General features: G+C 36.0%; 23 protein-coding genes and 1 other annotated feature. Of the genes, 2 read left to right on the top strand and 21 right to left on the bottom strand.

Features of this window, described 5'->3' with window-relative positions; all coding sequences use genetic code 11:
* Nucleotides 1-59: 59 nt before the first annotated feature.
* The 3 genes from VXM77_RS03685 to VXM77_RS03675 all read right to left on the bottom strand — a co-directional run bounded on the left by VXM77_RS03685 (nucleotide 60) and on the right by VXM77_RS03675 (nucleotide 3,168).
* Nucleotides 60-260 (bottom strand): cold-shock protein, encoded by a 201-nt coding sequence (locus tag VXM77_RS03685; RefSeq protein WP_161831600.1) that lies wholly within the window; start codon nucleotides 258-260, stop codon nucleotides 60-62.
* A gap of 325 nt (nucleotides 261-585) precedes the next feature.
* Nucleotides 586-1,755: a class I SAM-dependent RNA methyltransferase gene (locus tag VXM77_RS03680; RefSeq protein ID WP_161831599.1), complete on the bottom strand. Its 1,170-nt coding sequence runs from the start codon at nucleotides 1,753-1,755 to the stop codon at nucleotides 586-588.
* A 606-nt stretch (nucleotides 1,756-2,361) separates the two neighbouring features.
* Nucleotides 2,362-3,168, bottom strand: coding sequence for a hypothetical protein (locus VXM77_RS03675; RefSeq protein ID WP_161831598.1), 807 nt, complete (start codon nucleotides 3,166-3,168; stop codon nucleotides 2,362-2,364).
* A 248-nt stretch (nucleotides 3,169-3,416) separates the two neighbouring features.
* Here VXM77_RS03675 and VXM77_RS03670 point away from each other — a divergent pair, with 248 nt between their 5' ends.
* Nucleotides 3,417-4,586, top strand: a complete 1,170-nt coding sequence (locus VXM77_RS03670; RefSeq protein WP_161831597.1) for an MFS transporter — start codon at nucleotides 3,417-3,419, stop codon at nucleotides 4,584-4,586.
* Between the two features lie 5 nt (nucleotides 4,587-4,591).
* Here VXM77_RS03670 and VXM77_RS03665 read toward each other — a convergent pair whose 3' ends face one another.
* The 13 genes from VXM77_RS03665 to VXM77_RS03605 form a co-directional block, all read right to left on the bottom strand.
* Nucleotides 4,592-5,059 carry a hypothetical protein gene (locus VXM77_RS03665; protein ID WP_161831596.1) on the bottom strand — a complete coding sequence of 156 codons (468 nt, stop codon included), beginning with the start codon at nucleotides 5,057-5,059 and terminating at the stop codon, nucleotides 4,592-4,594.
* A gap of 214 nt (nucleotides 5,060-5,273) precedes the next feature.
* Nucleotides 5,274-6,038: a hypothetical protein gene (locus tag VXM77_RS03660; RefSeq protein ID WP_161831595.1), complete on the bottom strand. Its 765-nt coding sequence runs from the start codon at nucleotides 6,036-6,038 to the stop codon at nucleotides 5,274-5,276.
* A 176-nt stretch (nucleotides 6,039-6,214) separates the two neighbouring features.
* On the bottom strand, nucleotides 6,215-7,030 hold the full coding sequence (locus VXM77_RS03655; protein ID WP_338507196.1) for a LysM domain-containing protein: 816 nt from the start codon (nucleotides 7,028-7,030) through the stop codon (nucleotides 6,215-6,217).
* A gap of 717 nt (nucleotides 7,031-7,747) precedes the next feature.
* Nucleotides 7,748-9,031 (bottom strand): GTPase ObgE, encoded by a 1,284-nt coding sequence (gene obgE, locus VXM77_RS03650; protein WP_161831593.1) that lies wholly within the window; start codon nucleotides 9,029-9,031, stop codon nucleotides 7,748-7,750.
* 572 nt (nucleotides 9,032-9,603) lie between these two features.
* On the bottom strand, nucleotides 9,604-9,888 hold the full coding sequence (gene rpmA / locus VXM77_RS03645) for a 50S ribosomal protein L27 (protein WP_161831592.1): 285 nt from the start codon (nucleotides 9,886-9,888) through the stop codon (nucleotides 9,604-9,606).
* A gap of 11 nt (nucleotides 9,889-9,899) precedes the next feature.
* The gene (locus VXM77_RS03640) at nucleotides 9,900-10,211 is read right to left on the bottom strand and encodes a ribosomal-processing cysteine protease Prp (RefSeq protein ID WP_161831591.1); all 312 of its coding nucleotides are present in this window, start codon (nucleotides 10,209-10,211) and stop codon (nucleotides 9,900-9,902) included.
* Between the two features lie 11 nt (nucleotides 10,212-10,222).
* Complete coding sequence (rplU, locus tag VXM77_RS03635) at nucleotides 10,223-10,531, bottom strand: 50S ribosomal protein L21 (protein ID WP_161831590.1); 309 nt, start codon at nucleotides 10,529-10,531, stop codon at nucleotides 10,223-10,225.
* A 17-nt stretch (nucleotides 10,532-10,548) separates the two neighbouring features.
* Nucleotides 10,549-10,620, bottom strand: a sequence feature (ribosomal protein L21 leader region).
* 246 nt (nucleotides 10,621-10,866) lie between these two features.
* Complete coding sequence (locus VXM77_RS03630; RefSeq protein ID WP_161831589.1) at nucleotides 10,867-11,262, bottom strand: response regulator; 396 nt, start codon at nucleotides 11,260-11,262, stop codon at nucleotides 10,867-10,869.
* A gap of 20 nt (nucleotides 11,263-11,282) precedes the next feature.
* Entirely contained in the window at nucleotides 11,283-12,101 is an 819-nt protein-coding gene (locus VXM77_RS03625; protein WP_262953456.1) for a site-2 protease family protein, read from the bottom strand.
* 16 nt (nucleotides 12,102-12,117) lie between these two features.
* Nucleotides 12,118-12,909, bottom strand: coding sequence for a M23 family metallopeptidase (locus VXM77_RS03620; RefSeq protein WP_262953457.1), 792 nt, complete (start codon nucleotides 12,907-12,909; stop codon nucleotides 12,118-12,120).
* 188 nt (nucleotides 12,910-13,097) lie between these two features.
* Entirely contained in the window at nucleotides 13,098-13,616 is a 519-nt protein-coding gene (gene mreD, locus VXM77_RS03615; RefSeq protein WP_161831586.1) for a rod shape-determining protein MreD, read from the bottom strand.
* Nucleotides 13,609-14,460: a rod shape-determining protein MreC gene (gene mreC / locus VXM77_RS03610; protein WP_262953459.1), complete on the bottom strand. Its 852-nt coding sequence runs from the start codon at nucleotides 14,458-14,460 to the stop codon at nucleotides 13,609-13,611. The genes mreD and mreC overlap by 8 nt, the downstream gene beginning before the upstream one ends.
* Before the next feature lie 163 nt (nucleotides 14,461-14,623).
* On the bottom strand, nucleotides 14,624-15,184 hold the full coding sequence (locus VXM77_RS03605) for a GNAT family N-acetyltransferase (protein ID WP_161831584.1): 561 nt from the start codon (nucleotides 15,182-15,184) through the stop codon (nucleotides 14,624-14,626).
* Between the two features lie 315 nt (nucleotides 15,185-15,499).
* On the opposite strand from VXM77_RS03605, the gene VXM77_RS03600 reads away from it, so the two are divergent.
* Nucleotides 15,500-15,853 (top strand): DUF1622 domain-containing protein, encoded by a 354-nt coding sequence (locus tag VXM77_RS03600; protein WP_161831583.1) that lies wholly within the window; start codon nucleotides 15,500-15,502, stop codon nucleotides 15,851-15,853.
* 58 nt (nucleotides 15,854-15,911) lie between these two features.
* Here VXM77_RS03600 and radC read toward each other — a convergent pair whose 3' ends face one another.
* The 5 genes from radC to VXM77_RS03575 form a co-directional block, all read right to left on the bottom strand.
* Nucleotides 15,912-16,595 carry a DNA repair protein RadC gene (gene radC / locus VXM77_RS03595; protein ID WP_338507189.1) on the bottom strand — a complete coding sequence of 228 codons (684 nt, stop codon included), beginning with the start codon at nucleotides 16,593-16,595 and terminating at the stop codon, nucleotides 15,912-15,914.
* Nucleotides 16,596-16,618: 23 nt separating this feature from the next.
* A complete protein-coding gene (locus tag VXM77_RS03590) occupies nucleotides 16,619-17,311 on the bottom strand; it encodes a sporulation protein (RefSeq protein WP_338507187.1) in 693 nt (230 codons plus the stop codon).
* 100 nt (nucleotides 17,312-17,411) lie between these two features.
* Nucleotides 17,412-18,692, bottom strand: coding sequence for a folylpolyglutamate synthase/dihydrofolate synthase family protein (locus VXM77_RS03585; RefSeq protein WP_338507185.1), 1,281 nt, complete (start codon nucleotides 18,690-18,692; stop codon nucleotides 17,412-17,414).
* Between the two features lie 144 nt (nucleotides 18,693-18,836).
* Nucleotides 18,837-19,319: a PASTA domain-containing protein gene (locus tag VXM77_RS03580; protein WP_161831581.1), complete on the bottom strand. Its 483-nt coding sequence runs from the start codon at nucleotides 19,317-19,319 to the stop codon at nucleotides 18,837-18,839.
* A gap of 235 nt (nucleotides 19,320-19,554) precedes the next feature.
* The gene (locus VXM77_RS03575) at nucleotides 19,555-22,191 is read right to left on the bottom strand and encodes a valine--tRNA ligase (protein ID WP_338507181.1); all 2,637 of its coding nucleotides are present in this window, start codon (nucleotides 22,189-22,191) and stop codon (nucleotides 19,555-19,557) included.
* Nucleotides 22,192-23,772: the final 1,581 nt, after the last annotated feature.

Below are 23,772 nucleotides of genomic sequence, written 5' to 3'. Positions count from 1 at the left end.
AGGCGAGTATTTTAAATATAAAAGAGTCGAATAAAATCGACTCTTTTATATTTAAATTTTTATAATTTTTGTACGCCTGAAGCCTGTGGTCCACGATCACCTTGTGTAACCTCGAATTCAACTTTTTGTCCCTCTTCTAGAGTTCTGAATCCGTCTCCTTGAATTTCAGAAAAGTGAACAAACACTTCGTCACCACTATCTGCAGTAATAAATCCATATCCTTTATCGGCGTTAAACCATTTTACTGTTCCTGTTGCCATTTTGAAAAACCTCCAAAATATAAGTATAAAATATATTAACTAGTTACCTTCATTTAAAAGCAATATCTTAATTTCATTTTGCTTGAGATATGTTTTAAGTGTAATGGAACTATCGTTTATAGAATACCTCCTTTTAAAATTTATATACTCTCCTTTTACTATTTTTTATAATTTTATATAACACTGTTAATTCAGAGAGTAAATAAAAAAGGATGTCTTCTTAATAAGAAGAACATCCTTTTTTATTTACTAATGGGATACGGGCCTACTTCATCTATTTGTTATAAACGTTCGAAAGAAGAATTTTCCTGAACAACACTTTATTCTACTCCGATTTTTCTTCAACTACCGGCACAACTGATCCATATTTTTGTTTTAAATTATTATCAAAATATTGATAATAACGCGTTAAAATACGCCCATTATATAACTTTCTATTCTTATCTGCCTGGCGACCAAACGCTTTTTCGAATTTAGAGAACGACGTTAGAATATTGAAATCCCATGTCGATAATTTTCGTTTCATCATTCCAATTTTTTTATTTAATTTAAATACTTCATCCTCTTCACCAAGGCGCTCCCCATAAGGAGGGTTTGTAATCATATAAGCATATTTATAATTTGAAGAGAATTTATGGAAATCTAACTGATGGAATTCTATCGCTTTTGAAACTCCAGCTTTTTCAGCATTTTGACGTGCAGTGCGTAACACTTGAGGATCGATATCATAACCAAACATACGTAATGAGTTATTTTTTATCGCCTTTCGGGCACTATCACGAACCTGTTCAAAAATTTCTTTGTCCATTGATGGCCATTCTTCACAAACAAACGTACGATTTAATCCCGGTGCAATGTTGTTTCCAATCATAGCAGCTTCAATTAAAATGGTCCCTGACCCACAAAATGGATCAACTAAAAGTCGTTCCGGTTTCCAACGAGATAAGAGAATTAGTGAAGCTGCTAATGTTTCTTTTAACGGCGCTTCCCCCGCGAACTCACGATAGCCACGTTTATGCAACCCCGGACCTGTTGTATCAATCGTTAACGTTACCATATCTTTTAGAAGGGCTACCTCTATCTTATAAACTGGCCCGTCCTCAGAAAACCAATCCTGATTATAGGCGCGTTGCATACTCTTTACTACCGCTTTTTTTACAATCGCTTGACAGTCAGGAACGCTATGTAATGTAGATTTAATTGACTTTCCGACAACGTGCATTTTTCCATTAACAGGGATGTATTGACTCCAATCAATCGCTTCGGTTTGATTAAATAAATCTTCGAATGTTGTTGCCTCAAATTCTGCAATATTAATTAAAACACGGTCAGCCGTTCTTAACCACGTATTAGTAATTGCAATATCCATTTCATCACCCTCGAAATGAACCTTTCCATTTTCTAAGCGTAAATCTTCATAACCTAGTTGTCGTAACTCCTTCGCCGTAACGGCTTCGATTCCAAACGTCGTTGTTGCAATTAGTTTATAATCCATATATCTATTTCTCCTTATCTTAAAGTAACGAATCATTCAAGCCTTGCGTTACTGTGATAGCATTATATTTACTTATATCCTACGTTTATATTAAAATTTCTAGCTATTAATTTTTAATACCTATATTAAAATACCATTTTTAAGTTTATCATTAATCTTCCCACATGGCAATAATTATCTTTTTCTGTCTAATTATGAAAAATATTATTATATCATATATTTTTCTATAAAAATAGAAGTTTTACTCCTTCGTTTTAATCATTCCCTCCCTTCAGATCTATATTCGCCATTTTTAATTTATTAACCCTATACTTTTAAAGTATCTATGAAACCTAGCTATTCTTTACTCCGTAAAGAACTTTAACTGAACACGCCTGTGTCTTATACGACCTTAATCCTTGCATTCCATTTTTCTATACAAAACGTAGAACACGTTTCTGTTTACATATTATATTAGGCTATTTTAAGCCGATTCATTCGTTTGGGTGGCTTTTTTCATCATTTAATCCTCATTTACCCAAAACAAATCCTATCCCGCTACCTTAAAGACGTTTTTCAAGTAATTCTTTATAAAAAAAGTCATTCAAACGCGTTGAATGACTTTTTTTATTTAATTTGAATGGCTCCATTTACTTCTTTCGTATATGGAATCTTATTGGCATCTAAAAGGTTAGTCAATGCTAGGACAATTTGGTTTCCTACCTCATTTTGATCACTTACAAACTGATTGTAGGCCTGTTTCACTTCCTCAGTTAGAGATTCGCTACCTTCAAGTTTACCCATTAACTGATTAAGGCTAGTTAGTTTAAGATTCAATAGGCGTCCCATCTCAGAAAAGTTATCCCCTTCTGTAGCCATGATTTCCTGAGTTTTAACCGCTATCTGATTTTGTTTCTCTTTTAATTCCTGAAGATAAACACTAGAAAAATTACCCGTACTCATATGATCAGACAAACTTTTATTAATTTCATTATGTAGTAGCATCAGCTCATCATACTTGCCGATATAATCAGTTACTACTTTGTTAGTCGAAAGACCTAAAAATTGATTTACCTGATTCTGAGGAATAACCCCACCGACATAAAGAACCGTAAGTAATACAACAACCAACGGGATTCCAACTAAAATTCCACGTAATATATCCGCAAATGAGTTTTGAGTAGATAGCGTAATGTCTGCCATCTGATTTCCATTTCTAGTTTTTTGATACGGGGACTGCGATTTACGATGATTATTTCGTGTATAACCAACATTTTTTCTACCTAAATCATGATTGGCTCGGTATTGGGTTGTATCGACATTATATTGATACGTTCTTAGTTCATTCGTCGATTGTTTTTCTAACCTTATTTGTTCTTCTTCTCTCCATTGTTGATACCAGTTTCTATAATAAGTTTTATTTTTTATACCCATCCTTTTTGTTGCAAGATTTAATGGCTTGCAACTTCCCCCCTTTCAGTGTTATATCCTATCGTTGCAAAACATCGTCGTGTTACTAGAAACATACGCTTTTTTTAGCTCCTATATGATAAGGAGGAGGTAACTTTCGTTCGACTTTTAACACTTAACATTTGTAGTTGAATGTTAAATTTTATATAATGATAGTGTTTGTTTAGACTTATTAATCCTGTCATTAGTCAAACATTTTATAAGGAGGCTTTATGGAACAAAAAACATTACGGAAATTCTTATTTTTTAACTTTTTAATTATGACCGTCTTTAACTTCGCACACCCCGTGACTCCGCGGCTCATTAATGAATTAGAGTTACCCTCTTATATGTTCGGACTCTTCTTCGCCCTTATGTCAATTGGAAGCTATATCTTTTCTCCCATCTGGGGAAGCCTTTCAGATTATAAGGGACGAAAAAAGTTCCTAATGCTCGGGGTTTTAGGCTACGGCATGACGCAATTAGGATTTGGGCTGAGTCAATCGGCCATTACAATTTCTATCTTTCGTGTTCTTGGGGGAATCCTAAGTGTTAGTTACGTAGCGGTCATCATGGCCTGCATCAGCGATTTGTCGTCGGCAAAAGGTCGCGCAAAATCACTCGCCTATCTTGCAGCAACTACTTCAATGGGGGCAGCTGCCGGTTCAAATATTGGAGGATGGCTTGGAGCGACACATTACCAAAACAGTTTCATTGTACAGTTCATTTGTTGTATTTTATTAACAATCTGTCTCTTTTTCTTAACAGAGGATACCCTAGTCAATAAAAAAGAAGGAAAAACAACCCTCTCATTAAGCCACCTTACTTTTAAAAAATCTCAGATTGAATTTGGTCCACTATTGACCTCACTCATTCTAACCGTTGCATTAATGAACATTACAACAACAGCCTATAACTCAACCATCGGATACTTTGTTGAGTCAGATTTAAAGCTACCTACTCAATTAAACGGTCTTATCCTCAGTGTAGTTCCTATCTGCGCAGTTTTAGGAAATTTTCTTATTAGTCCTCGGCTTGCCAAAAAATACGATGAGTTTAAAACGCTAATCGTGATCATTGGATTAACAGCTACTTCGCTACTTGTATGGTCAGGCACAACAAACCTATTATTAACGTGCATTTGTTTGATGACCTTCTTTATCGTCATGCCCTTGGCACAACCTATTTATCAAAGTATGATTTCTAAGCAGGCCAAAAACAATGCAGGAGAAATCATGGGTATTCAAAACTCATCACGTTCTGTCGGAATGGTTATCGGATCATTAAGTGCCGGATTTCTATACGATTTAGGAAGTAAACTACCTTTCCTCATGGGAGGAATCACCGCTTTAATTGCCTGCTTGGTTTTAATCTTTCAACATCATCAACAAAAAAGACATTAGGAACTCTAATGTCTTTTTTTATATTCAAATCGGGATACAATTTCTTCCTCACTAAGGCCTAGCTCTAACACCCGATTAAGCTTTTTAACACAGTATGTATTGGGTGAATATTTGGGTGATTCAAAAATCCAGCGATCATCAAGTCCGAGGAGGCGACAAACAGCGAAGGCGATAGCCGCTGATCTGGATTCTCCCGTTGAACAATGAATAACAATCGTTTCCACCTGATCAAAATGATTTAAAATAAACTCGCCAATTCTTAGACAATCCTCCTCTGATAGTAATGTCTGGTCACCGTGCACCTCATGGATATCATCAAAACTTACTGAAATCATATCAATAATTCGAGGATTTCTATAAAAATTGGGCGTAGGCGCGTGGGTCCCCAAAATTGAAACTAACAATGTAACCTCCATCCACTGGTTATAACTCCATTCCTCTGCCTCTTTCTGACTCATGATTTTAATTTCCACGATAGTCCCCCCTCTTCTTTATCCCCCAGTTTCAAGATATGCCGGTGGCGATTTCTTTTTTTATCAAAACCCCTTATGCTTACTAAAAATAGTCGGTCTATCCCGTTCATCACATAACGACGTTTTTATCAAGAATGGGATGCTTTTACTCACGCTATTTTATTATCAATCCCATCGGCGTTAAAAAAATAAACATCTTCTTCTCTTTTTTCCTTTAAACCAATATTCCATGATCCTCATGGTCATTCATATTTTCGAGCTTTAAACGACCTACTTCAATCTTCCGTCCATTAGGAAATTCATAATAAAGGATTCGTTGCTCGCCAGGCATAAAGGGAGATACGCTAAATGTAATAGCAAACTTATGACTTTGAGGAACAAGTTCACTATATTTTCCTAGATAATGAAGGTGATTAATCTCCTCGTCCTTATAAACATCTTTTGAGACCGTCGTTACTGGACTATCATCCCCTAATTTAAAATTATATGCGCTAACTAAGGCTCCCTCCGCACTCGCTTCCAAAACCTTAATGGCGACGACAACCGTCCATTCGTCCTTCTGCTCATAATACCCCCAATCCCAATAACTCGTCTCATCAAATTTTGATAAAACCAACTCAAAATTATTCGATAACTCATCGGTTGTTACTCCACCAACAGGTGAGGGATCAGGTTGCTCCAACCAGCTAATTTCCTTAATCAGTATGCATGAAAATATAATAACCGCGACAACCTTTAAAAGAATGATTAACACTTTTTGACCTCGGTTTTCCTTTACAGAACAAGCTGTAAGATCAATACGACTTTCCACAATACATTCAAATGCCTCCGCCCATTGCAATAACCTTTCATCCTGCGAAGAATCATGATTCTGCTTTAAAAAGTCGTCTACTAAACATTCATAAACATTTTCTATCTCTTCAAGCGACATCGTCGGGGTTACCCCAAGAATTTCATACGCATGCTTCACATCCTCCATCAATCCCCCAACTCCTTCATTTCCCCATTTAACTCATTTCATCATATGTTTTTTTCATAAAATAAATGTTATTTCCTAAAAGAAAATCATCGAAAATCGCACTTAAACACTTAGTTAACGTATTAAAGTAATTAAAAAAGGATGCCAAGGCACCCTCTCTTAATCATGTGTTATATTCATAGGTATGGATAACGGTACCATCCACCGTAATAGGGATATCCTCCCCATCCCCATCCTCCATAATAAGGGTATCCTCCCCATCCCCATCCTCCACCGAAGAATGGATAACCAAAACCACCAATAAAGAATCTTTCATCTTGTACGCCTCTTGCAGCATAAGGATTCACATAAGCACCTGGATAAGGAGGAACCGCACAAGGATTCATATAGTGACTTGGATAAGGGGCCGCTCCCGATAAGCATCCCGCCTGATACGGAGGATACATCATCGATGGCGTTGCTGGAAACGGATATGGTGCCTGTTGGGCAACTTGTGAAGTGTTACTAGTCGCCTCATCTGGCTTTTTATAAACCGTTTCATTAACCGATACTTGACACTGCTCAACCGTTTTTGCTACGCCCCCAACTTCGACTTTAACACCATCATTTGGGGCAGTTGGCGTTTCTTCTTTTAAAGGCTTTAATGGAATCGGTTTTACTTCTTCCTTTTGCGTCACCTCTTGGGGAGCGGGCGACACTTGAACCTGACTCTGTTGAACATTTTGGACCACAACAGGTTCTGCCGCAGGGGCTTGAGTCGATTTTAGTTCAATCGGATTAGTGTCTAAATTAGGGTAATATTTTTGGATATGTTGTGCGACATTAGATTCTTCTTTACGAACAGGTGAAGGAACTTTGACTTTTAACCCAGGAACAAGGCCAGCTAAGTGATTAATATGGGTATTCATCCCGATTAAATCCTGAACACTGACATTGTATTTTTCAGCAATAGACTGAAATGTATCATTTCTTTGCACAATGTGGATTTTCATAAGCCTGATTCTCCTCTCTACATCATCTCCCTACAATATATGATGACATTTTTATGAATATAACAAACTTATACCAACAGCGTATTTTTCTATTTTCACCCCATTAACTTCTAAATCTAGAATCTTTACTTCGACCCACTTATGTCAGTTCCCCTTTTTAGAAGAAAAAGAAAACTTGATCACACATCACTTCTTTTCCTAATATCAAATTTCCTTAAAAAGTTGATCCGATAATGAAAAAAGATGATAGACCTTGAATCTTTAGATCCTCATAGATTCCTTGAGATAGAAAAACACTTTCTCAAACGAGAAGCGATTCAAGCGTTCGCATCTAACTCCCTGACATAAAAACAATCCCTTCATATAGGATACTTCCAACACCCCATACATTTTTCATTGGAAAAAGGGAGAACTTAACACCATCATAATTTTCAACGCCTAAAGCATAGCGCTTAAGAGTGAACCTTTAAAATTAAGCTAACATTATCAAGTGACACAGCATCATTTAACTTGAGGACAAAAAGATGAATACTCGATAAGCCTATAACCTTTTAAAATTCCTTTGCTGGCTCGCGGTCCCACCTTTACTCATATTTTAATGGGAAACTTCCCCTTGCCACCCCGATATTTTGCTAAAAGATCCATTCCCTATCTTTTTATTTCCTAACGAAAAAAGGTCCCCTCATTAGGGAACCTAGTATAGAAATAATAAATAAATTAATCTTTAAATTCAAATTCAAAGTTAAGGATACGAACAAGATTTCCATCCTCCACCCCAAGATCACGTAACGCCTGATCGACACCAAGCTGGCGTAACTGACGAGCAAAACGCATAACAGAAGCTTCTCGGTTGAAATCTGTTTGATGGAAAATTCTTTCCACATGCGGTCCAGAAACCACATAAACCCCATCATCTCCAAGAGAAATATGAAACTTCGCTTCTTCAGGTGTGAATTTATATGTAACTGATTGTTCCATTTCTTCCTCATCATATAATGGGAATTGTGGCGTTGTTTCCAATAAATCAGCCGTTTTATAGAGTAACTGATCAATTCCTTGACGTGTTGCAGCCGAAATTTCAATAATCGTCATATCGTCTCCAACTTTTTCCTTGAATGCTTTTAAATTTTCCTCTGCATCCCCAATATCCATTTTATTGGCAACAATAATTTGAGGACGTTCCATCAATTTATAGCGATATTGTGCAAGTTCATTATTAATAGTTACATAGTCTTCGTATGGGTCGCGTCCTTCCATTCCAGACATATCAATAACGTGTAAAATAACACGTGTACGCTCAATATGGCGTAAAAATTGATGTCCAAGCCCTGCCCCAGTTGCAGCACCTTCAATTAATCCCGGTAAATCTGCCATGACAAACGAACGACCATCTGGAACACGAACAACTCCTAAATTAGGAACAAGCGTTGTAAAGTGATAAGCTGCAATTTTAGGTTTACATGCTGATACAACAGAAATCAATGTCGATTTACCAACACTTGGGAACCCAACTAATCCGACATCTGCTAACACTTTTAATTCAACACGAATTTCTCGTTTTTGTCCAAGTTCACCATTTTCAGCAAGCTCAGGAGCCGTATTACGCGGAGTAGCAAAGTGAATATTTCCACGTCCACCGCGTCCTCCCTTAGCAATAATCGCACGCTGACCATTTTCAGTTAAATCAGCGATAATCAGATTCGTACTATTATCATAAACAATAGTCCCAACAGGAACTTTAATAATTAAATCATCAGAATTTTTTCCGTGGCAACTTTTTGCCATTCCGTTCTCACCATTTTTCGCCTGTAAGACACGGTTATAACGTAAATCCAATAGTGTCGACAATCCCTCATCCGCAACGAAGATGACACTACCTCCGTTTCCTCCGTCACCACCTGCAGGACCACCATTGGCAATATATTTTTCACGACGGAAGGCTACGGCACCATTTCCACCATTACCAGCCGCCACTTTTAATTTGACTTGATCGATAAACAAGTGTATCCCTCAATTCTATTCATTGAAATGGTTCTTCATTTCAACGTAGTATTCTTCAACATGTACCTCATAAATATTTTCAACGTAAGAGATCAACGAAGTAAATAACCCCAAACCTTCTGGCACAGACTTAGCATGCGATGAATAGAGTAGACTAAACTACTCTTTAAAAATTTCAAGAACGAAAACAATCCATCACTTTTCCTATATATGAAAATAAGAGTGCTATTTATATAACAAAAAATCAGCTAAAACTCCATGCCATACCCGAAGACACACTCCTGTACCTTAGAATGCGCATCATTGAGTCAAGCAAAAATAACATAGGTTATAAACGTCTTGCTATCCTCTACTAATATCTTCGGAAAACTTTTTAATCGGCATGCCCTATCTAGACTTTAATCTAATCATAAAAATAAACGGTTATAGGCTATTTATACTTCCCTCAAATAGGATTGAAAATAATCTAATTCGGTCTATATATAGTATTAAAATAAACTTATAAACTCATACGAAAAAAAGGCATAAAAAATAATCCCCTAATCGGCTGATCAGGGGATTGATTAAATCGATTACTTAGCTTCTGGGTATACAGAAACTTGTTTTTTGTCACGTCCTAAACGTTCGTATTTAACAACACCATCGATTTTACAGAATAAAGTGTGATCCACACCCATACCTACGTTTGTTCCTGGATAAATTTTAGTTCCGCGTTGACGATAGATAATTGATCCTGCAGAAGCATATTGTCCATCAGCTAATTTAGCTCCTAAACGTTTAGACTCAGAGTCACGACCGTTCTTTGTAGAACCAACACCTTTTTTAGATGCGAAAAATTGTAAATTTAACTTTAACATTGGGCCACCTCCTACTTATTTTCTATAACTGTTAAGTATTTAAATTGTTCTTCTTCAATTGTGTGCAAAGAAGTAATCATTCCATAGATTAGCGTTTGAGCAGCTTCACTAGTTGGAAGATTTTCAACTAATAAATAACCATCTTCCATTTTTATGCTAAGTTCTGATTCATCTAAGTTGATAATGGAATTTGTTAAGCCAAATGTTACTGCACTCACCGCAGCGCAGACTAAATCTTCACCGGGTTCACCTGCAAATGCATGGCCGCTAATTTCATATGACTCAACTTTATTATTTTTATAGTGAAAATTGGCTGTAATCATCGTCGATTTAATTAAGCGTTAATTGCTTCGATAACAACTTTAGTGTATGGTTGACGGTGACCTTGTTTCTTTTTGTAACCTTTTTTAGGTTTGTATTTGAACACAATAATTTTTTCACCTTTACCGTGTTTTTCAACCTTTGCAGTTACAGTTGCACCTTCTACTAATGGAGCACCAACTTTTGCGTTTTCTCCACCAACGAATAATACTTCGTCGAAAGTAACAACATCACCTTCAGCAACATTTAATTTTTCAATGTAGATTGCTTGACCTACTTCAACTTTTAATTGTTTACCACCAGTTTTAATAATAGCGTACATTACCTGCACCTCCTTAAAATTTAACTAAGACTCGCCATTTAAGGTATACAAGTTGTATTTAAACCTTATCCGTGCGGTTGTAGTACCCTAAGGTGCTAACAACATAGTTCATTATAGCAAAGCAAAAATCATTCGTCAACGTTTTATAGCTGGTTATCTCTACCTTTTTCGATTTTTTCTTTGAACATATATACTAAATTTTACAGACTCCTTCAAACTTCCCTATAAAACATAGGCATCTCGTGTCTTTTCATCCCTTCTATGAACGTCTGCGATAAAAAGGTGCTGTAATTTCGCCTTTCTTCTATTAACTAAAAAAAGTATTAAGGTATTCCCTAACACCCTAATACTTTTTTTATCATCATTAGATCAACGGGCTTTAATAGAATATCATCCATCATCGCCTCTTGAAATTTTGAATCATCTTTTGATAACTGATTTGCCGTCAAGGCAATAATACGCCCCTCATATCCAATCTTTCTTAGTTGTTTTGATGCCTCATATCCATCCATAACCGGCATACAAATATCCATCACTACAACATCATAATTTGGGTTGTTCTCAATTTCCTTAATTGCTTCAATCCCACTTTCAAGTGTTTTTACTTTTTTGATGTCCATGACATCTAATATATCTTCCATCAACATTAAGTTAATCTCATTATCATCTACTACTAGTACGGAAATATCATCTGTCAATTGTGCCACCTTATGCTCCGCCTCCAACTTCATCTCATCTTGTCTCTCCTATTTTAGTCAGTTTTATAAGGAGCGTCAACACTTAGGACCGCATTTTCCTCATATTTTAACTTCAACCAGCTCGTCTCATCATGTAATCGGTGGTTAATTTGAAACGTGTTAAAATATCCACGATAAAAATTATCCTCCAAGGAATGATTCCTAAATTTAATAATTTTATTTGGTAAATCCACATTTGTATACATTCTTTTCTGTAATAAAAACCGTTGAAATAGGAAATAAATTTGTTTATTGTACTTAATCGTCGAATAAACAAGAAATGACATAACAAGATAGATTTGTCGAAAATCGTTAAAAAATGTTATGGCCATAAAAAGAACAATTAAGACTATATTTATTATCTTCATTATCTTTAAAACTACCTTATACGGAAAATAACAACACAAAAACGCATTTAATAACCGGCTTCCATCTAAAGGTGGTAATGGTGTCAAATTAAAAAAGATAACAAACAACTGACTTCCTATCGCATAATCATACAGCGTTAAATTAACATATGGACTTATCCTTTCACGGGCTAGAATTAAGAGTAAAAAACAAAGAAAATTAAAAACAATTCCCCCGCTACTTACAACAAAATCTTCCACATTCGATTTATTTAATTCTCCCTGGAATTCCATAATGCCTCCGAAGGCAAAGAATTTTATTCGTTCAAACCTCCAGTTATAAAAAGCGGCCATCATTAGATGACCACACTCATGAACTAAAATAGTTAGAGCAAATATAATATATTCATTTAAATATCCAAGAAAAATTGCGAGTAAGGTCATCGCATAAAAAGAAGGATCAAACTTTATTCGTTTTGGACGCATCATTAAGCCCCCCTATTTATTGCAATGATTTTAAGTAATCCATAATATCTTGGTACTCTCCCTCCTCATTTTTTAATGATAAATAATAAAACGCCTCTTCTTCAAAATCTGTCCCCGGTAGCTCTAAAACCGAACCAACGCCAAGCTCGTCACCCACCTTAATGTGTTGATACTGACTAACTCCCCTATTTTCTAAAAAGCCAATCGTTAGGACCCATTCATCTGGTAGTTGGACATTAACATAATTACCTATCTTCTCATCGACACCTAAGTTCAAAACAATTCCCGATACAAAGCTTCTAATCGATTCTGTCTGTTTAGCCTGAATCACCACTCCATCTTCGTAGTCCTTTAAAGCCACATTATTAGTCGCCTTTTTAATCGCCTTTTTCAAATTAAACTCTGTATCTTTTTCATCGTTAGACGCCACCTGATTTCCTGACTCATCCATGGTTGATGATACGCCACCATTCACTGCCGCTACCTCTTCATCGCTCGGTAATTTAAATTCAAACGGCAACATATTTGACAAGAAGTTCTGATACATTTTTTCGTATTTGGCAAATGGAAAATTTCCCATGACCGAACTCTTTACAGTCTCGTACATCGTTGTGTTTGGAAGCTTTTGAATAACTAAGATTCCCATTAACACACATAAACAAATCATCGATTGACACATAAAACGTCTAATGAACCACGTTCCTTCATCTTCCTTTCTCCTTTGTCTATAATAAGCAGCAGAATGCTGAATCTGCTTATTACCATGAGCCGATCGATAAGATGAATGCTTTTTTTTATAATTGGCCACGATATTTCCCCCTCACTTTTTTCATCTGTGCGACTTGTTCATTGCATCATATGAGTATAGCGTAAAAGTTAGAACATTCGAGAGAGGCTTGCACTCTTTTTACAATCGACAGAAAAAAAACGAACCCTCAACAATTAGTTTTTTTAGTCTAATCGTCGGGGGTCCGCTCAAGATTCGTTTCTTTTTAGTTAAAAATCATTCAAAACCTTTTTTTGATAAATTTTAAATTGAAATTTCAACATGGGGTAGAGAACAATCGTCACTAGCATATTAAAAAAAGCCGTTGGAATTAAAATATATTTGATAAAAGTCCACGTTGACATATTAGTTGCTTTCATCGTATTCACAATAAAATAAACGATGGATTCCTCTCCCATAACCAAGATAGCGACCATCGCCATCATCGACAGCAAATTAATCGGCATGGTTTGAGAAACAAACCTCACCATAATAAACGTTAGAATAGGAAACAAACAAGTATATAAACCAATTAAATCCGCGTAACACACATCATAAAGAAAGCCGAAAATAAAAGCGAAAATAAAAGGTCTAATTCCCTTATCATAAAAAGTAAAAAAAGCTAAACAGATTAAAAAGACATTGGGAATTGCCCGGTAATAGCTAACAATAGGGTCAATGGGCAAAAAACTGACTAATAGATTATCCATGACAAAACAGGTCACAAACGTAATAATTAATCTACTCATGATCTATCGTCACCGCCTCACGCGCTACAACAATTACATAATCCATATTATCGTAATTTTTTTCTCCTTTTAAGTACAACGTTTGGGTTAATCCATCTTTACTAACCTCTATGCGATCCACGTAACCGATTAAAAGTGATTTAGGATATACACCACCTAATCCACTCGTAATTACCTTATCCCCTTTATCCACTTTTACATCTTTTGATACCTGAGTCATCACTAATTCGTCAGTTGTATAATCATAACCTTCCACGGTTCCAATAGAACCCTCTTTCCCATCGATAATAGCCGAAACTTTACTTCCAAAATCTTGATTCTTAATTAACTTAACTTTAGATGAAAAATCAGTAACTGAGATAATTTTACCAATGAGAAATCCCTCTTTTGATAACACGGCCATATTCTCTTTCATCCCCTGTTTACTTCCTTTATTAATAAAAATAAAGTCGTGCCACTGGTCAACATTACGCATCACCGTTGTCGCATTAATCGTTTCATACGCAACTAAAGACGTTCCCGTCTGTTGTAAATCTTCTAATGAAGCCAACTGTTCCTCTAACTGATGCGTATAAACCTCTAATGATTCGTACTGATACATCTGTTGTTTTAACATTTTATTCTCTTCGTATGTATGAAAGAGGTCATTCAAATTGACAAAGAAACGTTTGAAGCCCTCAACTATTCCCGTATAACCGGTTTGAACAACAACCATCCCATCCTTAATCAATCGCTGAGGAATAGACCCACGAGTCTCCTGATGCATCGTATATCCAACCGTAATAAGCGTCATAAATACTAAAACAATAATCAAAAATACCTTTAAATGATTAACACCCTTCATTTAACCACATCCTACGTCTTTACAATAATCTAATCCATATTGCCTATTATATATAATTGATAAGTCTGAAACAAGAGCCTTTCCTCACATAAAACGTCATAAATAATGTTTTTCACACAATTTACATGAGATCGAGGCGAGGTTAAAAAAGAAGTATCTCCTTTTATTTAAAATCCTTTTTTAAAATGAAGTAAGTCTCGCAATCTACCCATCCACGCCTTTCAGTCAACACGGCACGACGAATATATTTATCACGCGTCATTCCAATCTTTTGCATCACTCGCTCAGAAGCTTTATTCAAAACATCATACTTCGCTGTCACTACATCAACTCCCACATCAAAAAAGGCAAAGCTTAATACACAATGGGCGGCTTCAGTAGCTAACCCCTTATTCCAATAATTTTTTGCTAAACAATATCCTAACTCGCAATAAAACTTTCTTCCTCGTCGATGAAATTGAAAAAGTGAGATTGAACCAATCACTTCTTGATTTTCACGATCAACAATCGCCCATTGGTAGGTATCCTTTAATTGATAGGCCCGCTCCCAACTTTCTAAAATGCGTTGCGTCATCTCTACGTTTTCATGCGGCGCCCAAGCCACAAACTTTGCCACCTCTTCATCACTACTCCAATTATTAAATACCATCTGAGCATCACTCACCTCAAAGCGTCTTAAATATAACCTCGGCGTGTGTAATGGACATGTTCCTATATGCTTCATTTAAAACTCTCCCCTCTAAACATGACATCCATGAAAGTTTCTCACTCATCATAAAATTTATGACTATAAACAATCCAAATTCCTATATAAACGTTAAAATGAGATTTCCATCAATCACATCATTTTATATTCTATGCCAAACGTGGGCATTCAACCATCAATATTACCTCTTCCTCTAAATAAATAAGCCCCCCCCTCTTCTTCCGTCCACTAATAGCTACTTTTATTTCTATAACTATAAATTTATCGTATAAACACTTTTTATAATAGGAAAACTATGACTAAGATTCGATTATCTTGGGAAGGAATAACTGTATGTCACCATTGGAACATTTTATTGAACAATTTTTACCTTATATTATTCAAATCCTTGAAGCCATGGGCATTTTCATCATTACGCTCGGCGCATTCCGTGCGTTCTATCATTACATGAAAACACTTATTTTCAAGGACCATTATCCGACAAAACACCAATTTGCTAACTCAATGGCAACCGGTCTTGAGTTTAAATTAGCAGCCGAGATTTTAAAAACAGTACTTATCCAAAGTCTTAATGAACTTATCATTCTCGGATCTATTTTCCTACTTCGTGTCCTGATGACCATTGTTATTGAATGGGAAATTCGTCAGGATGAAAAACAGAAGCACCTTCATGAAAACAAAGAATAAAAAGAAAACTCGTAGCGATTATCTCACTGAATAGTGATTAACCTACGAGTTTCTTTCATTAAAGGTATCCTTTTTCCTTTAAACTTGTAAATTGATTATCTCCAATAATAAGATGATCAAGCAATCTAATTCCTATCAATTCCCCTGCCTCATACAACCGATGGGTTAGCTGAATGTCTTGTTGAGATGGGGTGGCATCCCCACTCGGATGATTATGAGCACAAATAACAGAAGCAGATGATCGCTTAATCGCCTCTTTAAAAACCTCCCTCGGATGAACAATAGCCTTATTTAAAGATCCAATAAAAATCGTCTTCCGACCAATAATATAATTTTTAGTATCCAAAAATAAGACAATAAAATGTTCTTGTGTTAAATGTTTCATATCTGCTGCTAAAAAAGAGACACAATCCTCAGGAGACAAAATAGAATCTTGTTTAATATGACTCGCTTTACTAATTCGTTTTCCAAGTTCGATACTTGCCAAAATCTGAATAGCCTTGCTTTCCCCGATTCCCTGAATACTCATTAACTCTTCAACCGTCATTTCATTTAGAAACTTCAAGCCCTCAGACTGCCTTAAAAGTTTCTGCGCGATAGCTAATGCCGATTGACCTTTACTTCCCGTTCGAAGTAAAATGGCCAACAATTCTGCATTAGATAAATAATGTGCGCCCTCCAATAATAATCGCTCTCTCGGTCGTTCTTCGTAGGGTAAATCACGGATCATAAACGATTCCATTTTGAATTAATCACATCCTATTCTTATCCATTTAACCATTGATAAATTTCTAATAACATCTTTTGTCGCTCAGGCGAGTTTGCTTCAAAAGATGAGGTAGCGAGTGTCACATAGTACCCCCAGATATGCATCTCATCATCTGTAAACGTTTGGATAAACTCTGCATCCATCTCATATGGCCGTTGTTTAACTGCCTGAACAAAGTAATTCCATTTTAAGTCATCTAGAGGAACCTCAACTTCCTTGATAAAGGAGTCAATTTTCTTTTCTGTTAGCTGTTCCTTAACCGGTGCTAGACTATCCTTTGTCCCGCCAATATAAGAAAATACCGAGTATTTTCCATCCACCTTTAAAATTCCATAATTGTAACCAATTTGTTTTAACTCCCCTGCCAGGTTCAACACATTATCATATGTTTCATAAACCCCATGCTGCATAATAAAAATTTTATTTTCAGCAACCTTTTCTTCCTTTTTATCTTTTTTATCGCCGTCCTTACTCGCTTCCTTTTCTTCTTGTGAATCACTTGCAGGATTTGTCTCATCATTCTTAACTTCTACGACTTCTTTTGAATCATCCGTACGAACTAAAAACGTATCAAGTGCCTTCCCAAACGACAATCCTAGCACCGTAAAAATCACTGTTAATAAAATAAACGGCTGTGCCTTTTTAAAATCAATCTTCGAAATAATAGTCTTTAATTTCTTTCCTTTCATCTCATTCCCACCTATCATCTTCACTCATTACTTCTAATATTACTACGTCTATATTGTTGTTTCATCATATCAGATGACAATCAAGAAAATTGTCTAAATCTCAAGCACATACTAATTTTCGCACCTCTGAAATAAAGTACAATGATCCTGTAATGACTAAGCAATCCCCCTCGCCAAGTCTTCCCATTACAGATTCAGTCAACCCTTTAAAATCTTCCTCATAGCTAGCATTTGATCGATTAAACAACTCATATTGCGCACGTGCTGACTGGGCACGCGGATAATCAAAGGTCGTAAAATAGACCTCATCGGCCACATTAGCCAAAAATTTGAACATTTCATGAGCATCCTTATCCTTAAGAATACTTACGATAAAGATCTTTCGTTTCATAGGATAAAGTTTCGAAAGGGTCTCACACAAATTTTTCATCCCTTCTACGTTATGCGCCCCGTCTAAAATAACCGGTGGATGTTGTCTCACCCTCTCAAAACGGCCAGCCCAAAAGGCCAATTTCATCCCCCTATATATATTTACGCTAGAAATATCCCATTTCCTTTTTTCTTTTAAAAATTTAAGGATGGCGTAAGCTAACGTCGCATTTTTAACCTGATGCTCCCCCTTCATAGATAATTGTACCCTGTTTAGAGAGGGCCAATCAAAAGTAACCCCATTTTCACTTAAGGAGATTTCGGTCGGTTGATAAAGTTCTAAAGCCTTAATAAGGGGGGATTGACGTTTAGCAGTTACCTCCTCAAATACTTTTAAAACTTCCTGATCTTCTTCCGTCGTAATAAGTGGCACCCCTTGCTTCACAATCCCTAACTTCTCATAGGCAATTTGAGTCCGTGCAGAGCCCAAGATCTGCTCATGATCCAAACCAATATTTGTAATACCACAAACCATCGGCTTAATCACATTTGTAGCATCTAAACGCCCCCCTAATCCAACTTCATAGATAACCACATCAACGTCGGCCTCTTCAAAATAAACAAAAGCAAGTAAGGTTATGATCTCAAACTCGGTAAACGGACCTAAATCAGATTGATTTATTAAATCAACAACTGAGTAAATTCGATTCGCACATTTAACAAGGTCTTCATCACTAATCGGTCTTCCATTTAATGAAATACGCTCATTAAACGTCTCAATATACGGAGACGTAAAGGTTCCTACACGATACCCTGCTTCCTCTAAAACACATCGCAAATAGGTAACCGTCGACCCTTTTCCATTTGTTCCTGCAATATGAATCGTCGGAACCTTTAAATGCGGCTGATTCAATTGTTTCAACGCTTCTTTCATTCGAGAAAGTCCCGGACGAATACCAAACCTTAACTGGCCATTAATCCAACCAATAACCTCGCTCCCATGTGTAAACATAACCATCACTTCCTTTATTGATATCTAGTTTCGATTAATTTTTATCCGTAAAATCCATTCTACATTCAGACAAGTACACTAAATTTCCTCTTCACTCATCTCGGGTTAGCGATAAAACATGAAAAGTTTTTTGGGCCCTATATCCTATTTTAACGTGACTGAGAGTGTCATTCCCCTTGATAAAACTTCCCCCGCCTTAATCGTCTGGGATGAAATAATCCCCTCTTCTCCCTTAACCTTAAGATTCAATTCATAATGATTAGCAAATTCCTCGACATCCTTTAAGTTCTTTCCAATAAAGTCTTCCATGATAGGCCGACCTTTAGAAACCTTCAATGTTAAAATTAATGGATCATTGCTAATTTTTGTTCGTGGTTTAATCGATTGTTCAATGACACAGTTTTGTATCACATCATAAGAATACTCCAAGTCGTAAATCATTAAAATATTTTCATGATCTTTTTCATACTGCATGACCTTCTTCGTCGACCATCCATGGAAATTTGGAATCGTATTGAGTCGGAGCGTTGCACTCACATTCATAAAAAGTGCAACAATAATACCAAGGCTTAATACGAGACAATAAAACCTTGCATTTAGCCGGTACTTTTTTCTTTTCTTTTTCATACCCTCACATCCTTATTCATTTAATTAGTTATCTTTTTAGTCATAAAGCGAAACTCACTTTCTACATCCTTTTCCTTTAATCATTATTTAAAAGGTTTTTTCTTATAAAAATATAGTCAGACTTATCTATAATTTTATCAACTAATGTAGCATTTTTAAAGGACTTCCCAACCTTTCTACCTGATTCATACAAAAAAAGCCTTCGGTCAATGACCGAAAGCTTTTTTTGTAAAAATTATTTTTGAAGTTGTAATAAACGAGCTTCAACTGTTGCGTATTTTTCCTTATAATCTGAGAGTTTATGACGTTCTTCCTCTACTAAATGGGCAGGTGCTTTCGCCACAAATTTCTCATTTGCCAACTTCGATTCTCCGCGTTTAACCTCTGCAGCTAATTTCTTTAATTCAGCATTTAAACGCTCAATCTCCGCACTAACATCGATTAATCCATCAGTTGGTAAGAAAATATCCGCTCCCGTTACAACGGCAGTCATTGTTTCCTCATCTACCGTTAATCCCTTTTCGATAACTAATTCGCTTGGATTACAGAAACGTTGTAAATAGGCTTGGTTTGTCGTTAAATTTTCTAATGCCTCTTCTGACTTCGCGTTAATGAAAATACGAATTTGTTTACTCATCGGCGCTTCAACTTCCGCACGAATGTTACGAACACTTCGGATAATATCCATTAATAAAGTAAAATCAGTCATGGCTTTTGAATGATTATATTCCTCTTTAACAACTGGCCATGAAGCAACTGCACAAGCTGTATTTTCGCGAGTAATCATTTGGTAAATTTCTTCTGTCACAAATGGCATAAATGGATGTAATAATTTAACAATTGATTCTAATACGTACGTTAATACCATACGCGTTGAATGTTTGGCTTGTTCATCATCACCTTGTAATGGTAACTTAGCCATTTCAATATACCAGTTACAGAAATCTTCCCAGATAAAGTTATAAAGATGACGTCCAACTTCTCCAAACTCAAACTTATCCGCATTATAATTAATTGCTTCAATCGTTTCATTTAAACGTCCTAAAATAAATTGATCAGCAACGTTTAATGTAGCTTTAGATAAATCAACATCCTCGCACGTCATTCCATCTAAGTTCATAATAACGAATCGAGAAGCGTTCCAAATCTTATTAATAAAGTTCCATGTAGACTCTACTTTTTCTTCGATATAACGTAAATCTTGGCCTGGAGCCGAGTTTGTCGTTAAGAAATAGCGTAAACTATCCGCTCCATATTTTTCGATAACATCCATTGGGTCAACCCCGTTACCCAATGATTTACTCATCTTACGTCCTTCAGCATCACGAACTAATCCGTGAATAAGAACATTCTTAAATGGACGCTGGTCAGTGAACTCCAAACTTTGGAAAATCATACGTGATACCCAGAAGAAAATAATATCATACCCTGTAACAAGCGTATCCGTTGGGAAATAGGCTTTAAAGTCTTCTGAAGAAACATCTGGCCACCCAAGTGTTGTAAACGGCCATAATGCTGATGAGAACCATGTATCTAAAACATCTTCGTCTTGTGTCCATTGACTTGAATCAGCAGGTGCTTCCTCACCTACATACATTTCTCCCGTCTCTTTATGATACCAAGCCGGAATTTGATGTCCCCACCATAATTGACGTGAAATACACCAGTCATGAATATTCTCCATCCAACGTAAGAATGTATTTTCAAAGCGGTCCGGAACAAAGTTAACTTTATCGCTCGTTGACTGATTAGCAACTGAACGAGCAGCTAATTCTTCCATCTTAACAAACCATTGCGTTGATAAATACGGTTCAACAATTGCATTTGTACGCTCTGAGTGTCCAACCGAATGCACATGTTTTTCAATCTTAACGACTAATCCCGCTTCTTCTAAATCTTTTACTAACTGACGGCGTGCTTCAAAACGGTCCATTCCGCTATATTTACCAGCAAGCTCATTCATTGTTCCATCTAGATTCATACAAATTGGGCGTGCAAGATCATGACGATTTCCAACTTCAAAGTCGTTTGGATCATGTGCCGGAGTAATTTTAACAGCTCCCGTTCCGAAATCCATCTCAACGTACTCATCAGCAATAACCGGAATCGGCTTGTTATTCCCCGGAATTAATACGTTTTTACCTAGTAAGTGCTTATAACGCTCATCTTCTGGATGAACAGCTACCGCAACATCCCCAAACATCGTTTCTGGACGAGTGGTTGCTACTTCTAAGAAATCAGCTGTTCCTTCAATCATATATTTAAAGTGATAGAAAGCCCCTTCGATTTCTTTATGGATAACTTCAATATCTGATAAAGCGGTACGTGCTGCTGGGTCCCAGTTAATAATACGCTCACCACGATAAATTAACCCTTTTTCATATAATTGAACAAAGACTTTACGAACAGCCTTTGATAAACCTTCATCTAAGGTGAAACGCTCACGTGAATAATCTAAAGATAGCCCCATTTTTTCCCACTGTTGGCGAATAAATCCGGCATACTCTTCTTTCCACTCCCATGCTTTCTCCAAAAATGCTTCACGACCAATGTCATAACGTGAAACACCTTGCTCCTTTAAACGCGCATCTACTTTCGCTTGAGTCGCGATTCCAGCATGGTCCATTCCTGGTAACCATAACGCATCGTATCCTTGCATACGTTTCATACGGATAATAATATCTTGTAATGAAGTATCCCAAGCATGCCCTAAATGTAATTTTCCTGTTACATTAGGTGGTGGGATTACAATCGTATACTTAGGTTTATTCGATTGAGGTTGAGCTTTAAAGCAATCTTGCTCATACCAAAATGCATACTTACCATTTTCTACTTCTAAATGATTATACTTAGGTGCCAAGTTTTTTGACATTTTTGGTCCTCCTTATTATAGTGTGACTAGCGTTTTATTTGAAACAACAGGCCTATATAAACAAAGTAGGCTATCCCCACTTCCTCAAGATTCCTCGGCCATCGTCACCCTATCTAAAAAACAATAAAAAATACTCTTTAACTAAACCTCAGCACTAAACAATGACGATTGGAATAATCACCTTGTTCAATAAAACAAGGAGAATGGATGGATTTCTTTTTGATTAGGTTGGAATAATCTGAATTTACACATGGTGAGTGTGCTTATTCTATCAAATGAATGAATTAGATTCCTAATCAAATGGGAATAACCCGTTATGACGCGTGGTGAACGCGCATGACGAATCAAAAAATGGATGATGTCTCATTGTTAAATGCTTGCTTTTAATTAAAAATATTTTTCATATTTTTTGAAATCAATGAAAATGGACGTAAGATTCTTAAATCTCATGAAAATAAGCCTTTTTGTCTATCTCGTGTTTCTTTCTTGATAGGAATACGCTAGTATCCGTTCAAGAGTTAATCGGTCCTTTAAAAAACAATCATTAAAACCACTATGACGATTACCTAAATGATTTAAAAATATTTCGTCCCTCTTAAATTAATGATTCATTCCACCTGGATTTTGGACTTATCAATTAAAAAATATTCACCTTCACATAAAGGTCAAAACTGATTCAAGCGATTATTCTTTTTAATACGTTTATTTCGATTAACTTTTTTCACTCACCTAATTATTTTTAAAAAGAGACCATCTGCCCACAAGATATTCGATTAAAGTTGGGACATAGAATTAATTAACTAGTCATTATAATCCATTTGATTCAAAAGGAACCGTTTGCTAGGGTTCATCCTGCCATTTTAAAGACATTTTCTCATCAAAATAACGATAATACTCATTTTATAGACAAAAAAGATCTATAGATTTTATTTGAACCACCTGGATTTTGGAAAAATAAAATCTTATTGAAGTAAATCTCTATCGTTTTTCTTCATTTAGCAGGGAAGAATTTACTACTTAAACGTTGATAAGTACCACCTGGATTTTGGACCTCTACATTTTGATAAATAAATCCTGACTCTTTTCTAAATGAACTATCATTCATCATGAATGAATCATTATAAAACCACCTGGATTTTGGATTTATAAACATACGATGAAAAATTAACTTCCAAACTTCTTCGTTAAAAATATTTCTCTTATCGATATGGATTTAAGGTTTAAAGTGAAGAAAACCACCTGGATTTTAGCTTTCATGTTACACTTCATCACCCTAACACCTTTTCCTTTAATCCGTTCGATTATGATGAACCAGACTTAAAATTCTTTAATAGGTTAAATAGGTTCGATTTTATAAATACCACCTGGATTTTGGACTTATACTAGCTCCTATTTAACACGTCTTCATTTAATCCTCTTTTTAAGCAGTTTCTCCTTCAAAAAAAGTGAGAATATAAGCACCACCTGGATTTTGGCTCTCATATTTTATCTTTGTAACTCGTATTTAAAAGGTCTCTCACTGAATGTCAGACTCCTTTATTTATCAGCGCCTTTTTTAAATAAAAGGAAAACGATTGCTCT

The organism is Turicibacter sp. KK003, from assembly GCF_037014675.1.
GTDB lineage: Bacteria > Bacillota_I > Bacilli_A > MOL361 > Turicibacteraceae > Turicibacter > Turicibacter faecis.
Note: the sequence above shows the minus strand (reverse complement) of the source record. Positions and strands in the feature narration are given on the sequence as shown.

Bases quoted from the DNA above. Each gene is read 5' to 3' on its own strand.
- VXM77_RS03580 (WP_161831581.1), bottom strand. From the start codon at position 19,319: ATGAAAAAGAAAAGAAAAAAGTACCGGCTAAATGCAAGGTTTTATTGT.
- mreD (WP_161831586.1), bottom strand. From the start codon at position 13,616: ATGAGTAGATTAATTATTACGTTTGTGACCTGTTTTGTCATGGATAAT.
- VXM77_RS03630 (WP_161831589.1), bottom strand. From the start codon at position 11,262: ATGAAGTTGGAGGCGGAGCATAAGGTGGCACAATTGACAGATGATATT.
- VXM77_RS03670 (WP_161831597.1), top strand. From the start codon at position 3,417: ATGGAACAAAAAACATTACGGAAATTCTTATTTTTTAACTTTTTAATT.
- VXM77_RS03655 (WP_338507196.1), bottom strand. From the start codon at position 7,030: ATGAAAATCCACATTGTGCAAAGAAATGATACATTTCAGTCTATTGCT.
- VXM77_RS03575 (WP_338507181.1), bottom strand. From the start codon at position 22,191: ATGTCAAAAAACTTGGCACCTAAGTATAATCATTTAGAAGTAGAAAAT.
- rpmA (WP_161831592.1), bottom strand. From the start codon at position 9,888: ATGTTAAAGTTAAATTTACAATTTTTCGCATCTAAAAAAGGTGTTGGT.
- VXM77_RS03680 (WP_161831599.1), bottom strand. From the start codon at position 1,755: ATGGATTATAAACTAATTGCAACAACGACGTTTGGAATCGAAGCCGTT.
- VXM77_RS03660 (WP_161831595.1), bottom strand. From the start codon at position 6,038: ATGGAGGATGTGAAGCATGCGTATGAAATTCTTGGGGTAACCCCGACG.
- VXM77_RS03625 (WP_262953456.1), bottom strand. From the start codon at position 12,101: ATGCGTCCAAAACGAATAAAGTTTGATCCTTCTTTTTATGCGATGACC.
- VXM77_RS03605 (WP_161831584.1), bottom strand. From the start codon at position 15,184: ATGAAGCATATAGGAACATGTCCATTACACACGCCGAGGTTATATTTA.
- VXM77_RS03600 (WP_161831583.1), top strand. From the start codon at position 15,500: ATGTCACCATTGGAACATTTTATTGAACAATTTTTACCTTATATTATT.
- rplU (WP_161831590.1), bottom strand. From the start codon at position 10,531: ATGTACGCTATTATTAAAACTGGTGGTAAACAATTAAAAGTTGAAGTA.
- mreC (WP_262953459.1), bottom strand. From the start codon at position 14,460: ATGAAGGGTGTTAATCATTTAAAGGTATTTTTGATTATTGTTTTAGTA.
- radC (WP_338507189.1), bottom strand. From the start codon at position 16,595: ATGGAATCGTTTATGATCCGTGATTTACCCTACGAAGAACGACCGAGA.
- VXM77_RS03585 (WP_338507185.1), bottom strand. From the start codon at position 18,692: ATGTTTACACATGGGAGCGAGGTTATTGGTTGGATTAATGGCCAGTTA.
- VXM77_RS03675 (WP_161831598.1), bottom strand. From the start codon at position 3,168: ATGGGTATAAAAAATAAAACTTATTATAGAAACTGGTATCAACAATGG.
- VXM77_RS03640 (WP_161831591.1), bottom strand. From the start codon at position 10,211: ATGATTACAGCCAATTTTCACTATAAAAATAATAAAGTTGAGTCATAT.
- VXM77_RS03590 (WP_338507187.1), bottom strand. From the start codon at position 17,311: ATGAAAGGAAAGAAATTAAAGACTATTATTTCGAAGATTGATTTTAAA.
- VXM77_RS03685 (WP_161831600.1), bottom strand. From the start codon at position 260: ATGGCAACAGGAACAGTAAAATGGTTTAACGCCGATAAAGGATATGGA.